The following is a 16,696-nucleotide window of genomic DNA, read 5'->3' as shown; positions in this document are numbered from 1 at the left end:
TTTGCCGCAGGCCATCTTGATGAACCGCCGGGTCGGCCAACAAAAAAAGTGCTTGTCAGGTCATGTTTCGGATCGCACTTTGAAGCTGATCAGCAATCAACGGCAACTCTTCAAAATTCACGAATCTTTACCAAAAATTGCAAATATTCGTATGTATGTATCGATAGATTACTACAAACGTATGACAATCGAGCTGACTTTTCAAAAATATTTCCATTTAAAATTGTATTTTTATCCTTTTCTTTGCTTGACTACGACGCTTCGTAGATTGTAGCATTTGCGAGGGTTGTGTTTGCAAGAACAATCGGAGAGTGCGATTGGCATAACTAGGATTTTGATCAAAATCGTGTTTCTCGTGAGCATATAGCGATTTTAGATGATGTTTAATGGCTCGCCTTGAGCTGTACCTAGAGGAATACATCTGCGGTCTGGTTTATCCCGAAATTGGGAGACTGCTCACGCATCCTCATACTTTACTGCTATGTGAATATATAATTCCGTGTCCATTTCAGATTGGCATATTGTTACATCTACAGCGAAATCAACGATGGTCTAAAGCTCCGTCCAGACTTCGACTATTCATATTATATGAAAAGCGGTTCGGTAATCGATGGTCCCGAACCAGCACTTTTTCGAACGCCACTCGGGCTTCATGGTGCGATGCCGTTGAGTGGTCCACTAAGCGTCAATCTCGATATTAAAACCTTTTATGCAAAGTTTTCTGCAAATCGACCGCGCTCTATCGCTGCCCTATGATTCTCCAGCATGTGCCTAGACCATAGGCGATACCCTTGCTGAAGGTACAATTTATACGGGAGGTCCGGCCTGTCGAAATGCTGCCTGTATGGTAGGGCCTCTTTCCTGCCGAAGACATTGGCGGGTTTCCCGACCTAACCCCCGTCTATTTCATCATACCCAAGTTTAACATGGCAATATTTATGATCATTCACCTTAGGAGTGAGGAATTGAAATGATGAATCACTATTTTAGAAAATGCGTCGCCACTGCGGCTATTTTAATATCATATACTCTGGCACCCTGGGATCAAACAGCGTTCGCGATGGACAAACCATCAGACGATGGAGGCTCTGGTACCATCGTTGATTGCGCGGTTGCGGACGAAAATGCCTCTTCAAACATTCATTGTGTAAAGCCGCTCTCCACATGGCCGCTTCCAAATCCTTCCCTCAATAATGTCACTTTTTCTACGCTTCCGTCGCATGCCTCGGGGAAGACGGGCCAGCGGGGTTATGTCATCGATATCCGCGATGTACGATATTTGGACTTCAATATTCCCGAAACAAGATTCACACCTGTGGATTGCAGCCGCGTTAAACAGAGCATGTGGCCGAATGTAGCTTCCTGCAGCGCCCACACTCCAACGTGCGGCGAAATTTTTTCAGGCGACGCAACTACTGAAAGACTGTCATTTCCAACTTGGCCGCTTTCAAACTGGCATACCTTAAGACCCGGCATGCCGCAAAACGTTCCATCTTTCGCGATAAACACAAATCACTTTGACCTTCGTGGCTTTCGATGGCCAGAAAAACCAGACGACCTGCCTGGTGGCGTTAGCTACAACGAGCCGTGCAGCAAGCCGTTTGGAGCTTCAATATCGAATGGTTTCATCCTGGCCGACCCCAATACACCCGAAATCGATGTAGATGGCAGATCTTTGCCATTAAGCGATGCCCTCGCGCTTTTCCCGAGCGCGAGCGCGAGTCCGATTGCAATAATCCCCGCTGCGCAAATTTCGAGTTCTGGCGCGATATTTGGATCATCACGGGCAGTTATTGCTGGAAACCTGACCTTTCATAATGGTACTACCTTCTTAGCAGACGCTACAAAGCCACTCAGCCCGGTTGGACGCACTGCGATCGGGCTGACCCCTATAAACAACGGGCAAAGCTTCCGTATGGTCATCCTCGTTGTTCAGAATGGCAGGCGTGGCACAGGTGGAGACACAGGCTTTACCGTCCCAGACGTCAATAACTATCTCCGCGACAGCTTTGGGTCTCAGACTGTATTTGTTCTCGATGGATCCGGCTCGTCGCAGTTTGTAAGCAGTCAGCCGCCATCGATAGGTGCATTGGGGTCTGTTCCCTTTCATCGCTGCGTAGGGGCGCCTCGTACCGCCTGCACAGCGCCAGGCGATCAGGTTGGCAATAGGGATCGCGAGCGACCGATACCCACGTTTTTAAACATCCTGGCTCCTGGCAATCAAATTGAACCTCCGCGTGTCGCCGTCACACAATCTCAATCCTGGACGTCAGATATGGCCGGTTGGACTTCTAATTCAACAAATCCACGCTTTGCTGCGGATGTGAATGGAGATGGCCGAAATGATCTAATTGGATTCGGGACAAATTCCGTAATAATCGACATCAGTACCGGAAGTTCGTTCTATCGGTCCTCAACACGTCTTAATGACTTTACGACTTCGCAAGGTTGGTCGAATTTTAATGAATATCCTCGCCTTGTTGGCGACGTTGATCGTTCCGGACATGCGGCTATAGTAGGATTTACAAAAAAATCTGGACAAATACGGGTTTCGCGGAACTCGAATGGTATATACATTAATTCGGAGAATTGGTCGACCGACGCTATGGCAAATTGGCCATCGTGGAACACGTTTCCCCGGATGCTAGGTGACGTGGACGGAGATGGAAGGCAAGACATTGTTGGCTTCGGACAAACGGAGGTCTTTGTTGCTTTATCGACGGGAGCTGCTTTCTCGCCATCTAGAGTGTGGTCAACAAATTTTACAGTCAATCAAGGTTGGACTACACAAGATAGATTTCCGCGATTGGTCGGAGACGTTGACGGCGACGGGCGCGCCGATATTGTTGGTTTCAATGAGCAGGGCAACGTCGTTGTATCCCGATCGACCGGACAAAACTTCGCACAAGAGACCAATTGGCTCACGGGGCAGACCGGTTGGACGAGTCAAGACACGCTTCCTCGCTTTCTCCAAGACATGAACGGTGATGGTAAAGCTGACGTTGTTTGGATATCTGCCAGGCAAGTTCTGGTAAGCTTTTCGACAGGGACTAGTTTTACGTCGCCCTCGTTTTGGTCTAATGATTTTTCGCAAGCCCAAGGTTGGGCGAGCATGGATAGATTTCCGCGCTTAACCGGCGACTTCAATGGCGACGGAGTAGGTGATTTGCTTGGCTTTGGCAACGCGTCCAACCCAATTGTAATCCGTGCAAATACAAGTGGCGGCCCATTCATTCCTAAATAAAGTCTATGGAGGCGGACGCCCCTGGAAGCTTGTTCCCGGTGGCGTCGGCCCCAGCTTGCCTTATGCAGTCGAGCAGGCTCGCCGAAAGGATGACGACCAAAAAAGGAGGTAATGTGGCCTGAAACAGTCATTACGATGGAAAAGGCAGAAATACCATTCTTGGTTGGGGTTACGGCGCGTCCTGGCAATCAAGATGTGCTACGCGCTTTCGATACTTGAGCGAAAGAAACAGCATCAGTCCTACAAGGAACAACATAATCGTATTGAAAATAATAACCGATGGCGCACGGAGAAGAAGACCGTATGCAATCCAAAGAATTGCGCCAACAATCAAAAGGCCGTTCGTACCTGTCGATATTCCTTCAACGTTCCTTGTTCGCACAATTGCGACGATTTGGGGAAGCCAGCAGAGGGAGGTTATCGTTCCTGCGATGGTACCAATAATTTCCGCGTTAAACACCTATGTTCTCCTTAATAACGCCGTTGCCTGACCAAAGCTCAGGAGTCTTCATGTTTCAGCCATCGGCCAGTTCGGTACTTGAAGGTTCCGCGCTCAGGCTGCTTCCGGTGTCGGCGGCGTAAAGATGAATGCCATCCTGGTCGATGGCGATGCCAACTTGCTCTCCGGGCTTCGGTGTTGTCCGTACCGTCGTCGCTACCGCAAAGGGCATGCCATCGAGATCGACATGCACAATCCGGCTTGCGCCCAACTCCTCGATGAAGTTGACTGTCGCAACCAATGAGCCTGCCGTGCCGGGTGCTACGAACTGAGCTGCCTCGGCCCGCACGCCGAGTGTCACGCGTCGGCGGGCGAATGGACGCCCCCGGTTCCCGGATAGCGCCACACGACCGAAGGTCTGGTCGTCGCCATAAACGAATGTCCCATCTTGGCCGATCTGACCTTCGAGAAGATTCATGCCAGGCGTGCCAACAAAGCCGGCTACGAAGCGTGTGGCTGGCCGGTGATAGACCTCGTCCGGTGTACCAACCTGTTCGACCCGACCGCCGTTCATCACGATGATTCGGTCGGCCAGCGTCATGGCTTCGTGCTGGTCATGCGTGACAAAGATCGAGGTCGCCCCGAGGCTCTGGTGCAGGCGGCGGATTTCCGCCCGCATGGTGATGCGAAGCTTGGCATCGAGATTGGACAAGGGCTCGTCGAAGAGGAAAACTCCGGGTTCGCGAATAATCGCGCGGCCCATGGCGACACGCTGACGTTGGCCGCCTGACAGGGCAGCGGGCTTGCGGTCAAGGAGGTTTTCCAGCCCCAACGCCTTGGCGGTCTGCTGGACACGGCGTTCACGCTCAACCTTCTCGACGCCGGAGACCTTCAGCCCATAACCGATATTGCCTGCCACCGTCATGTGAGGATAAAGGGCGTAATTTTGGAAGACCATCGCGCAGCCGCGTTCGCGCGGTTCTATTTCATTCACGACCTTGCCGCCAATGACGATCTGGCCGCCGGTGATGTCCTCCAGCCCGGCGATCATCCGCAACAGCGTGGACTTGCCGCAACCTGACGGGCCGAGGATGACGATGAATTCGCCGGACTCGATTTCAAGATCCACACCGTGAACAACGGCGTTCTTCCCATAGCTTTTTTTGACGTCACGAAGAGAGATCGGTGCCATCGATGTTTCCTTCCACATTGGTTCTTGACGCGACGCACTTATGCCGGCAGCACGTCCTTGGATGAGCAGCGCAGGAAATAGTCGGTCGCCAGAGCGCAGGCGCCTTTATTTAGAGAAGTGTCGTTGATAGGCACGACCACGGGCTGCTTGAGCAGTTTTCTGGAGTCGTGATCTCCAAGTACATTGTTGCCGATTGGAACGACGAGGATGGCGTCGCATATCGCTTGGAGAACCACGCGAGGCAACTGAGAGCAGACAAGGACCGCGGGCACGTCATAGAGATGAATGGCCATCTGGACTGCTGGCGAAAGTTGCGCACCAGCCCCTACACACCACGAGACAACCTGACGATCCATCGACATATCGTCCGTCCAGTCGTCGAGTCGAGTGAGCCGGGCAGCTTCCAGAAAATTCGGAACCGTGGGCCGAAATTTTGTGGGCGGCACAAAAAAACCTACCTCGCCAGCATTTGCGGCCATGCCCTCGTAGAGTTGTCCGTTGTGGACGAGGGCTCCACCGATACCATTCGTGAGATAGATGCAGGCATAGCTGCTATAGCGTCGAGCGAAACCTTCGCGGATCGTACCGACGGCAATCGCCTTAGCGTCGTTCTGCAGGTTTACTGGGAGGCCAAATTGGGCCTCGAAATACTCCTTGAGGTCGATCGCCGACCAGGCGACCGGATTGCCGATAGAAACGACAACGTGACCGCGCTCGATCAGAAAGCCCTGCGCAGCGATCCCGATTCCGACGACGCGCTCGCGCCCGCCAAATGCGGAAAGGGCCCGTGCTATCTTGCGCGATGCAAGCTCCAGCGCAGGTCCTGGCTCGCGGAAGTCACCCTCCTCTTCGTCTTTCATGAGACGCGAGCCGGCCAAATCCTCGACAGTCACGATCAAACGATAGGTGGAAAGCGCCAAGCCGATGACAACGAGGCTACCGGCACGGAACGCAAGTCTTCGCGAAGGCTGGCCCCTCTGTCCGTTCGCATCCGGTTGCTCATCTAGAATGCCGTTTTCGACGAGTCCCTTGATCGTCCGCGTCATGGTTTGCGGCGAAACCCCGAGAATATGGGAAATCTCCAGCCTACTCGGCGCATCGCCATCGATAACCGCTTGAAGTGATCGGCGCTGGATGAGATTCAAGTCTCGGTGATGGATCATTCCTCGACCTCCGTGACCCGCAGTTCAAGCTTTAGTCCCAGCGGGAGCGGGCGGTCGTAATCCGCGACCGCGTCATTGAAACCCTTGCAGAAATCTCCCGGCCGTAGCAGCGAACCTCCGAATGGCTGAAACAGCTGCGTCGATCCGCCACCGTCGAGATGCAGCCCCTCGACTGCCCCGAAACGGAGAAGAAGCTCGGCGATATCATGCAGCGTTGCACCGATGGCTGCACCAGCACCCTCGACGTAAGAGGATTTGCCCTCCACCGCGATCAGGAACAGATGCCCCTCGGCGTCGATGCCCGCGCCCAAGCGCGCGGCACGAGTTTCATGCAAATCGGCATGCCAGTCATAGGGCGAAGGCTGAGACAGATCGCCTTCCACACCCTCGACGAATACGCCTTCCTTCAGGAATGCCGCCTTGTCGGTCTCGATACGACCGCCGGTAACAAGGCGCGGGCCGGATTGCACGCCTTCCTCTATATGGCCTTTCAGGAGACGATAGGTGACGGGCTCTCCTCTATGCAGCGCGTCAAGCAGGGTTTGATCCGGTTCCCCGGGAAAGCGGATAACGCATCCGGTTCTGGGTATCGGGAGCTGTCCTCCTCTTGCGATCGCGACAGCATGGCGGCCTACGACCGCGATTTCGACCGCCACTTCGGACGCGGGAGTCAGCCCGTCCATGCTGCCGAAATAACGCGCGATGGCGACCGGCCGCGGCACATCGTCGAAAGCACCCGCGCCGTGCGCCGGAATCTCCATCCCGCCCGGCAGGACGAGCACGACATCCTCGAAGGCGTTGTTGGTGATCATACACCTGCCGCTGTCGCTGACGAGGCAGGCGCGCGGCACCTGCGGCGGATGGAGGATCACGCCCTTGGCGACGACCATGCCGATGGGGTCTCCGTACGCCTCGAAAGGTGTATCGAACTCGCGGGGGTCGAACAGGAAGTGGTTGGCGTTTGCCAGGATTTGGTTCCGCGCCAAGGTCGCGCTTCGAAGCCGCAGAAGGTCTACATGCGCGAGTGGAACCGGAAGTTTTCCCGGAACCGGACCACGACGATCGTGCCACAGTTCCGTGGTCGTCACGCGCACCCCCCGATATCCGTGGCTGATGATCGCTACGCGCTCTGCCCATACCTCGATTTCTGCCGCGCCGAATCCCGGAAGAGATTGGGGCTGCGCGCTTCGCACTGCCGGATGTGGAACGGGGTAGGTTGTGGTCTCCAGTCTCGCGCTGCTGAGGCCAGCGGCGATCATGTCGACAGCTTCGGCGGGAGGCGCCAGGTTGAGGCTTTCGACATGAAAGCGCTCCACCGGAATGAAAACCACCTGGGCTTCGGCGCCCGAGGCAAGGGTGATGACGTCTTTTCTCAGTCTGTGCACGTTGTTGATATCCATTTGCATTTATTTGACGCCGCCGCCCATGAATCCTTGCAGCACATAGCGCTGCCCGAGGATGTAGATCAGAACGAGCGGCAGGATGGAGATGACGGACCCGGCCATGAACAATGTCCATTGCGCTTCATATTCGCTCACCAGACTCATGAGACCTCGGGGAACGGTGTAGAGCTCGGGCGAGTTCAGATAGAGGATCGGCCGAAGTAGTTCGTCCCAGTTGTTGATGAAGGCGACGATGAACACTGAGATCAGGGCCGGGATCGACAGTGGCAGGTAGATTTCACGGAAAATACGGAACGGAGAGGCCCCGTCCATCCGTGCGGCCTCTGCATAATCGTTTGGGAGCGCCGAGAAATATTCACGCAGCATGAACGCGCCGAACGCACCCACCAGAAATGACGGCACGATCAGCGGCAGGAAGGTGTTGATCCAGCCTAACTGCCGCATCAGCAGGTATTCTGGGATGATGGTCACTTCGTTCGGGACGAAGGCGGTCGCCAGAACGATGGCAAAGAGCACGTTCTTGCCGGGCAGCGGCAATTTCGCAAAGGCATAGCCGGACAATGTGCAGGTGATGACCTGCCCGACCGCCGCCAGTCCGGAAACCAGAAGCGAATTGAGGAAGTAACGCCCGAAATCCAGCTCCGTCAGCACCCTGCTGTAATTCACCAGCGGCGCATCGGTGAACATCGTGGTCGGAATGAAACTTGGCGGTACGCGGAAGATATCCGCTGGCATCTTGAACGATGTCAGCAACATCCAGATGAAGGGCGACAGCGTGAAAAGCGCGTAGATGGAGAGGACGCCATACAGCAACGGTAATGTGAGCCTGTTACTCATGCACCCATCTCCTGCGGAAATAGAAATTGACCAGCGTGAGCAGGCCGATGGCGAAGCACAGCAGATAGGCAAGCGCTGAGGCATATCCCATCTGGAAGTGGACGAATGCGTTCTCGTAGATGAAGAACGCGAGCGTGGTGGAGGCGCCGTTAGGGCCGCCGCCGGTTAGGGCATAGGTGATCTCGAATGTCTGGGTAGAGCGGACCAGCGCCATAATCAGGACGAAGAAGATACTGCCAGAGATGAGCGGAATGGTGATCTCGAAGAACTGGCGGAGCTTGCGGGCGCCATCCATGCGGGCGGCTTCATAGACGGAGGTGTCGATTGTCTGAAGTCCCGCCAGCAGCAGCAGCATGAAAAACCCGCTATCTTTCCAGACGGAAACGATGGCGACCGCAGGCAGGGCCAAGACCGGGTCGGCCAGCCAGGCCGGGGGGCTAGAGACACCGAACCAGAGTAGGAGATTGTTGAGCAATCCGAACCGCGTGGAAAAAATCCATTTCCAGACCAGAACCACCGCGACCGTGGAACTGATGTACGGCAAGAAGAATGCGCCGCGGAAAAAGGCCGAGCTTCTAAGGCCGTTGTTCAGGAGAACGGCGAGGACGAGCCCTATGATGATGACACCCGGCACATAGATCGCCATGAACCACAGCGTGTTCATGAACACTCGGCCGCTGGTCGGCGAGGCGAGGATGTGGAGATAGTTGTCGAACCCCACCCAACTCGGAGTATCGAAAATTTGCCACCGCATGAAGGACATCGCGAATGCCCAGACGATGGGAACGAGCCGAAAAACACTGAGCCCGATCATGGTGGGCAGCAGGAAAAGCAGGCCGATGAAGACGGCATCTCGCCGGTTCTTTGTCATGTCGGTATCCTTTGGGCCGACAGGCGAACGGGATCATGTCGCTCGCCGGCCCTTTGTTGAACATGGATCAACGTTTCATGACGTCGTTGGCATAGGCGACGAAACTCGCGATCGCATCATCGAGCGACTTACGACCGTTGAATACTTCGTCGAGTTCGCCGTTCACGCCAGCAGAGCCCGAGGCGCCATAACCGCGCCATGCGTCCCAGCTACGGCTAAAGCCGGTGTAGAGCGCCTGCCGGCCGATCTGAAGCAGAACGGCCTTGTTGTCCGGCTGCTGATTGCGCTCCAGCCAGTCTTCCTGTGCCGCGATCGCATCGAAGGCCGGAACCTTGCCGCCAAGGAAATCCGAAGGACTGCGTCCCTCACCCGTCATAAACCGGATGAAGGCGACGGCGAGTTCCTCATGCTTCGAACCCGAACCAACTGCCAGCATGTCGGGCCAAGCATAGGACCGCAGGGTTTGCGGGGTTGCATCCGGCCCTGCGGGGATTTCGGCAATACCCCACTGGAAACTGTCGCCTGCGACGGTTCGGATGTTGGAGATATTCCATGAACCATCCACCCACATCGCCGCCATGCCGAGCGGGAAGGCATCCTGTTGGCGAACGCCTTGCAGATCCTGCGGTCTGGGTGCGACTTTTTCGGTTATGGTGAGATCGGTAAGGAAACGAAGGGCGTTGACGGCGGCTTCGTTGGGTTCCAGTGCGGTGCCTGCTTCATTGAGATAGCGCCCACCATTGCGGAACACCCATCCGTCGACCTGGGCGTAACGGCCGTAAATCCAGTAGCCCCACTGTTCCGGGTAGCCGTCGCCATTGGTATCTTTCGTCAATGTCCGTGCGGCATTGAGAAAGTCCGCCCAAGACCAGTTGGCTGAAGGATAGGAAACGCCAGCGGCATCGAAGGCCGTTTTATTGTAAAACAGGACTGGCCCCGACCAGCTTTGCGGGACAGCGAAAAGGCCATTGCCGAAACGCGCCGTCGCCACCGCGTTTCCATTATAGCCGGCAAGGGTGCCTTCATCGAGATGAGTGCCGAGATCGACGAGATTCCCGGCTTCGACCCATTGTTGGATATAGCCCGAGGACATCATCATGACATCGGGCAGGTCTTTCGCTGCTGCCATCGCGGAAACGCGCGGCCAATAGTCGGATGGCGGCAGGGCTTGGGCCTGAATGTGAACACCGGGATGCGCGGCCTCGAAAGCGGCGATGGCCGGACGCTCCTTCTCAAGTTGGGTTGGGTCCCAGCTCATGTAGCGCAGGGTAATGTCTGCGGCGGAAGCCATGCCGCCGGTGGAGAGAATTAGGCCTAAAGCGAGAGTAAGAGATCGTGACATGGTGCGCTCCGAATTCGCGACTATTTATTTCTAGTTTGGCATTTAATAGCGAATTAGCACCACATCATTGCAACCATATGACAGTATCGATAACCTTCCGGCGGAAAGCGTTAGATTAGCGAACGAGCGATCTTGTCGGCCAGAGCGTTCGCCTCTTCCTCCCCCATGCTGCCATGACGCAATCGAAAGAAAATAAATAAGCAACTGATATTAAAAGATATTATAAGTGTAATTCGTTGATCCCACAGAAACGGCGAGGCTATTCATAGCGCCCAGCGCGCGCTCCCACAGCTTTGTCCTAAAAGAAATCGGAATCTCTCACGGTCACATTTATACAACCTCTCTATATGAGGTTAGCTATATAATTTTTATTAAGGAAATAAATGCGAGTTTATCGCAACGTCGTGATTGTCCTGCATAGTGGGAGCTATGACATTGAACTGCAATGATTTCCGCTGAACAAGAACCCGCTGCGCTCGGGATTCAGATGATTTTGCAAGGAACGCGATCATCCCGTCATCGGTAGTACGTGAAACACCATACCCACTCGACCGCAGAGCTTACAGGCGCAAAATCCCATCGAGCGACTTCTGTAGCTTCAACAACTGGCGGCGAAGCGCAACACGATACGACAGGCTCGCGGCAAACTACCTCTCTGCAATCACCCTTGCATCAATCATTACCGCGTGGATTTGAATGAGTTTTCACCATACGAGCAGAGTCTCCCAATAGATCAATAGTGATGTTTTTTTGGGGAGCGGTGGCGCTCCCTATCGTAGATCAGGCGAAACCTGTGAGCGCGAGCCATCAATAAATCCGCCAGTACCCGGAGAACAGACTGGATCGTCATCATAGAGCTCCTCGCTTCAGTTCCGATAGATACGCACGCCAGCCGCCAAGCGCTGTAATCTCGTGCGCACCATCAACGGCATGGGTCTCACAGAGAAATCCGGAAATCTTTGAGCCGTCATCCAGCGTCACTTTGCCGATGCCGAGAGGGGCCGGGATGTTCTGGACGAAACGGCCGAAAGCATCGGGCGACACTTGCCACACCTCGACCTCAAGTCCGTTCCCAGAAAAACCGGGTTCTCGAATGAGTGCAGGCTTTGGCGGCGTCGTGTTGGGCAAGACGAACAGGCGGTAATCGCCCGCAGTGCGGCACGTCTTGATAAGCCTGCCGCCGGGGCCTGTCAGTTCGTGGTTTAATGGCATGCCACTGAGATGTGCGCCGACAACCATGATGGTGACATTGCCATCGTCCTGCTCCAAAACCCGGCTGGCCTCTGGAAGCACGGCCTGTTTGTCCTTGCCCATGCCGGCGGCGGCGGCACGGTGAAGTGCATCGGCAAAGGGGGCAAGCGCATCATCTGAAAAAGACGGTCCAAACAGAGTAACACCGGCGGGCAGATGATTATCCACATCAAAACCGGCAGGCACAGCGATTGCGGCGTAGCCGAAGAGGTTGGCGAAGTTGGTGTAGCGACCAAAATGACCGTTCTTTGCGATAGGGTCGGCCAGCATAGTGTCGACCGTATAGGTCGTGGGCGAGGTTGGCAGCATCAGCAGGTCTACCTTTGCCCATTCTTCAAACGTCTGCTGGCGCAGCGCTTCAAGCTTATAAAGACCTTCGAACGCATCCACGGCAGTGTACGCCGTCGCACCAGCAATGATGGTGCGCACCGTTGGGTCGACGTCTGTGGCATTCGTTGTAAAGAAATCCTTCACCGCCGCCAATCGCTCGGCGACCCATGGCCCGTTGTAGAGGAGTTCGGCGGCTTGACGGAAGGGCGCATAATCAAACTCTACGATGTGCGCGCCGAGTGTTCTGGCGCGTTCTATGGCCGCATCGTAAAGAGCTTCATAGGCAGCATTGCCATAAAATTCTCGCTCGGTGTTTGAAAGCACACCGATCCTCAAACCAGTCGCAGGCAGATAAGCGGCCTTGGCCTTCTTCGAAAAGGGATCGGTCGCATCATAACCTTCCATGACCTTGCGAACAGAAACGCCATCTCCCACCGTTCCCGTGAAAACCGTGACCACATCCACCGAACGGCAGGCCGGAACGACACCGACATTCGGCACAAGTCCGGGTGTCGGCTTGATGCCGACGATGTTGTTGAACGCCGCCGGAACACGACCGGAACCTGCCGTGTCCGTGCCGAGTGCGAAGCTGGCAAGCCCAGAAGCGACTGCAACCGCAGAGCCGGAAGACGATCCGCCCGAAACATACGCCGTGTCGAAGACGGAGCATGGCGCGCCGTGCGGTGAGCGTGTGCCGTTCAATCCGGTGGCGAACTGATCGAGATTGGTCTTGCCGATAACGAGGGCACCAGCGGCTTTCAATCGGGCGATAACCGTCGCATCCTTTTCAGGGTGATATGCGAAAGCAGGGCAGGCGGCGGTCGTTGGCAATCCTGCCACATCGATATTGTCCTTCACCGCAAAAGGCACGCCCCAGAGCGGCAGACTGTTGGGTTGCGGAGATCGTGCCATAAGATCGCGCGCAGCCCTGCGCAGATCATCTGCCGGGGTTTTGGTGATAAAGATTGCCGGATCGTCAGAGGCTTCGATACGGGCAAGCACCTCTTCCACGAGGTCTAGCGGTGAGAGCCCGACATCATAAGCCTGGCGCAACGAGGTGAGATCGAGAAATACGGGAAGCATCAAGCATCCTCCAGAACAACGAGCACGTCGCCCGCTTTGACATTTCGACCCGGCCCGGCGCGAAGATCGCGGACGCGACCCGGCGCATGGGCGGTGACGGTGATTTCCATCTTCATGGATTCGATGATCGCAAGTGTGTCACCTGCTTCCACGGTCTGGCCTTTCTCGACCAGCACCTTCCAGACGTTGCCGGGGACGGCGCTTTCAACACCGAAGCAACCTTCGGGAATATCGCCGCCAAGCCCCATACCACCGCTCTCATCGACCACGAAACTGTCGAGACCTTGCTCTTTCCAACGCTGACGTTCTGCCTCAAAGGCAGCCTGTTGCTTTGATTTGAAGGCGCCGATACCAGCCGCGTTTTTGGCAAGTTCCGCCTCATAGGCAGCATAGGAGAATTCGCCCTCTTCGATACGAACAGGGTAACCGCCATGGGGGAAGGCCGCGCGGGCTTCCGTTAATTCCTTATGGTCGACGGGGAAGAACCGGACCTGATCGAAGAAATCGAGCAGCCACGGCTTATCCTTGCCGAAGACCGGGGTTTGCCGCCATGTGTTCCACATCTGGATGGTGCGTCCAAAGAGCTGATAGCCGCCAGGTCCCTCCATGCCGTAGATACACATATACGCGCCGCCGATGCCGACTGCGTTTTCCGGCGTCCAAGTGCGGGCCGGGTTGTATTTGGTGGTGACGAGGCGATGGCGCGGGTCGAGCGGTGTGGCAACCGGGGCACCGAGATAGACATCACCGAGGCCCATCACCAGATAGGACGCATCGAAGATCGTATTCTTCACAGCCTGCTCATCTTCCAAGCCGTTGATGCGGCGGATGAACTCGATGTTGGACGGGCACCATGGGGCGTTGGGGCGCACCAATTCCTGATATTTGCGCATGGCAAGCTCGGCATCCGGGTCGTTCCAAGACAGCGGCAGCCAGACGGTGCGGCTCGGCACTTTCACCGAATGAACGGAGGGCATTCCGTCCTCTATATCTGAAAGCAGACCAAGAAGCCGGGTGCGAGCAAGGTTTGATCCGTCGTAGTGGATTTGCAGCGAACGGATGCCGGGTGTGAGATCGATCAAACCCGGAACCTTTGCTTCTTTCACCGCCTGCATCAGCAGGTGAGCGCGCAGCCGCAAGCCGATATCGAGCTGCATGGAGCCGTATTCAATCAGCAAATTGTCATCACCCTGACGGCGATAGGTGACCGGAACCTCCGTATCGTCACGTTTCGCCAGAATTGGTGACCCGGCATCCTCACCGATGCGCTTCACCATTGGGCCAGCAATCGGGTCTTCAGCGCGGGTCACAGCGTAAAAGCTAATCTTGTCGCCAGGCTTGAACTGGCCCATTTTCCATTGTTCATCCGCCGCAATCACTGCCGGGCAAACGAAGCCGCCAAGCGAAGGGCCATCGGGACCGAGGATGATTGGCATATCGCCCGTGAAGTCGATAGCGCCGATGGCATAGGCATTGTCGTGAAGGTTGGAAGGATGAAGACCCGCTTCGCCTCCATCCGTCCGCGCCCATTTCGGTGCAGGCCCGATGAGACGAACACCAGTGCGGGCCGAGTTGAAATGCACCTCATATTCGATGGAGAACAGCGTTTCGATATCGTCCTCGAGGAAGAAATCGGGTGCGCCATGTGGGCCGTAGAGGACACCGACCGACCAGTCGCGGCTAAGCTGCGCAGGCTGGGTTGCGGGTTTCACATCGGATTGAGAGGCGTTGGCGAGGCGCAGAACATGGCCTGCGCGCAATGTGCCGGTGGCGTTGCCGCCAAATTGGCCCAGCCCGAACGTGGCACGAGAACCGAGCACGACAGGCGCGTCAAATCCGCCGGACACCGCCAGATAGGCTCGCTGTCCAGCACCTTTGATCTGGCCGATGGTCAGTGTTTGTCCAGACTTGACCTCAACAGCCGTGTTGTGAGCAACGGGTTCTCCGTCCAATTTCATCGGCATGTCTGCGCCCGCCAGCGCCACGGTGACATTGGAGAAGAACTTTAACACCGGCCCGGAAACGGTTAGTTCAAGCGCCGCCGTGTGATCATGGTTGCCGACAAGGCGGTTGGCGTGGCGGAAGGAGCGTTCGTCCATGGGTCCGCTTGGCGGCACCCCGACATGCCACAGGCCAAGACGACCCGGCAATTCCTGAAGGCTGGACTGCGCACCGGGAGTGATGACCTCAACCACATCTGGCACAAAGGCGAAATCTTTCAGCGCTGTTGTTGCGACATCTCCGCTGCCGAAAAGATCGGATGCGGCGATGGCCTTGAGATAGTCCAGATTTGTCTCAATGCCGGAAATCGACGTTTCCGATAGTGCCTTTTCCATCCGCGCGATGGCGTCATCACGATTGTCCCCGGCGACGATGATCTTGGCGAGCATCGGATCGTAAAACGGCGTGACTTCCGTTCCCGTCTCAATCCAACCGTCCACCCGCACGTCCTGCGGAAACACCACGTCCGTCAGCAAGCCGGCGCTCGGGCGGAAATCGGCATGCGGCATTTCCGCATAAACGCGGGCTTCGATGGCGGCGCCTTTCGGCGTCAGTCTTTCCTTGCCGGTCAAGACATCGTCACCAGCCGCCTGCCGGACCATCCATTCGACCAGATCGATGCCGAAAACCGCTTCTGTTACCGGGTGTTCAACCTGCAAACGAGTGTTGACCTCAAGGAAATAGAATTCCTCTCGGGCAGGATCGTAGATGAACTCCACTGTACCGGCGGATTCGTATTTCACTTGCGAACCCAAGGCGACAGCCGCCGCATGCAGCTTTTGACGGACAGCGTCGGGCAAGTTGGGGGCTGGCGTTTCTTCAATCACCTTCTGGTTACGGCGTTGAAGCGAACAATCACGCTCACCCAACGCGATCACCCTGCCTTCGCCGTCCCCGAAGATCTGCACCTCGACATGGCGCGCCTTGGCGACGAAGCGTTCGAGATAAACTCGCGCATCACCAAAACTCGCCTTCGCCGTGCGTTGCACACTGTCGAACGCCGATTTCAATGCTGCCGGGTCGGCGCAAAGCTGCATGCCGATGCCACCGCCGCCCGCAGTGGATTTCAGCATCACTGGATAACCAATGCCATCGGCAGCCGCCAACGCTTCATCCGCCGAGGCAAGCAGATCCGAACCTGGCAGAAGCGGAACGCCGCTCCGTTTCGCCAGTTCACGGGCGGTGTGCTTTAGCCCGAAGTCGGCAATGTTTCCCGGCTTGGGGCCGATGAATGCGATGCCCTCTGCCTTCAACCTTTCAGCAAAACCAATGTTTTCCGAAAGAAAACCGTAGCCGGGATGCACCGCTTGCGCGCCCGTTGCCTTGCAGGCAGCAATGACAGCATCGACATTCAGATAGCTTTCGGCGGCCGGTGCCGGGCCAAGGCGAACGGCCTCATCCGCCAGCAAGGTCGCCTTGGCGAAACGGTCGGCATCGGAGTAAACGGCGACGGAGGCGATGCCCATCTGGCGCAATGTGCGGATGACGCGCACAGCAATTTCGCCGCGATTGGCGATCAGAACCTTGGTGAACATGGCCA

At 56.0% G+C, this 16,696-nt stretch carries 10 protein-coding genes; 1 reads left to right on the top strand and 9 read right to left on the bottom strand.

The features are described from left to right. Positions 1–970 precede the first annotated feature (970 nt). Positions 971–3,244: an FG-GAP repeat domain-containing protein gene (locus RMR16_RS17620; RefSeq protein WP_320198613.1), complete on the top strand. Its 2,274-nt coding sequence runs from the start codon at positions 971–973 to the stop codon at positions 3,242–3,244. Between the two features lie 169 nt (positions 3,245–3,413). On the opposite strand, the gene RMR16_RS17615 is transcribed toward RMR16_RS17620, so the two are convergent. From RMR16_RS17615 to uca, 9 genes are all read right to left on the bottom strand, one after another. Continuing rightward, a complete protein-coding gene (locus RMR16_RS17615; RefSeq protein ID WP_320198612.1) occupies positions 3,414–3,704 on the bottom strand; it encodes a SemiSWEET family sugar transporter in 291 nt (96 codons plus the stop codon). Between the two features lie 55 nt (positions 3,705–3,759). Beyond that, complete coding sequence (gene ugpC / locus RMR16_RS17610; protein WP_320198611.1) at positions 3,760–4,875, bottom strand: sn-glycerol-3-phosphate ABC transporter ATP-binding protein UgpC; 1,116 nt, start codon at positions 4,873–4,875, stop codon at positions 3,760–3,762. Between the two features lie 38 nt (positions 4,876–4,913). Then, positions 4,914–6,038 carry an ROK family transcriptional regulator gene (locus tag RMR16_RS17605; RefSeq protein WP_320198610.1) on the bottom strand — a complete coding sequence of 375 codons (1,125 nt, stop codon included), beginning with the start codon at positions 6,036–6,038 and terminating at the stop codon, positions 4,914–4,916. Further along, positions 6,035–7,444 carry a phosphodiester glycosidase family protein gene (locus RMR16_RS17600; protein ID WP_320198609.1) on the bottom strand — a complete coding sequence of 470 codons (1,410 nt, stop codon included), beginning with the start codon at positions 7,442–7,444 and terminating at the stop codon, positions 6,035–6,037. The genes RMR16_RS17605 and RMR16_RS17600 overlap by 4 nt, the downstream gene beginning before the upstream one ends. Beyond that, the gene (locus tag RMR16_RS17595) at positions 7,445–8,278 is read right to left on the bottom strand and encodes a carbohydrate ABC transporter permease (protein WP_320198608.1); all 834 of its coding nucleotides are present in this window, start codon (positions 8,276–8,278) and stop codon (positions 7,445–7,447) included. Next, positions 8,271–9,149, bottom strand: a complete 879-nt coding sequence (locus RMR16_RS17590) for a carbohydrate ABC transporter permease (RefSeq protein ID WP_320198607.1) — start codon at positions 9,147–9,149, stop codon at positions 8,271–8,273. The genes RMR16_RS17595 and RMR16_RS17590 overlap by 8 nt, the downstream gene beginning before the upstream one ends. Positions 9,150–9,216: 67 nt before the next feature. Then, complete coding sequence (locus RMR16_RS17585; protein WP_320198606.1) at positions 9,217–10,491, bottom strand: ABC transporter substrate-binding protein; 1,275 nt, start codon at positions 10,489–10,491, stop codon at positions 9,217–9,219. 849 nt (positions 10,492–11,340) lie between these two features. Next, positions 11,341–13,155: an allophanate hydrolase gene (gene atzF, locus RMR16_RS17580; protein ID WP_320198605.1), complete on the bottom strand. Its 1,815-nt coding sequence runs from the start codon at positions 13,153–13,155 to the stop codon at positions 11,341–11,343. After that, the gene (gene uca / locus RMR16_RS17575; protein WP_320198996.1) at positions 13,155–16,691 is read right to left on the bottom strand and encodes an urea carboxylase; all 3,537 of its coding nucleotides are present in this window, start codon (positions 16,689–16,691) and stop codon (positions 13,155–13,157) included. The genes atzF and uca overlap by 1 nt, the downstream gene beginning before the upstream one ends. Between the last annotated feature and the right edge of the window lie 5 nt (positions 16,692–16,696).

This window comes from Agrobacterium sp. rho-13.3, assembly GCF_033957765.2.
Classification (GTDB): Bacteria; Pseudomonadota; Alphaproteobacteria; order Rhizobiales; family Rhizobiaceae; genus Agrobacterium.
This window is presented reverse-complemented; position numbering and strand designations above follow the sequence as displayed.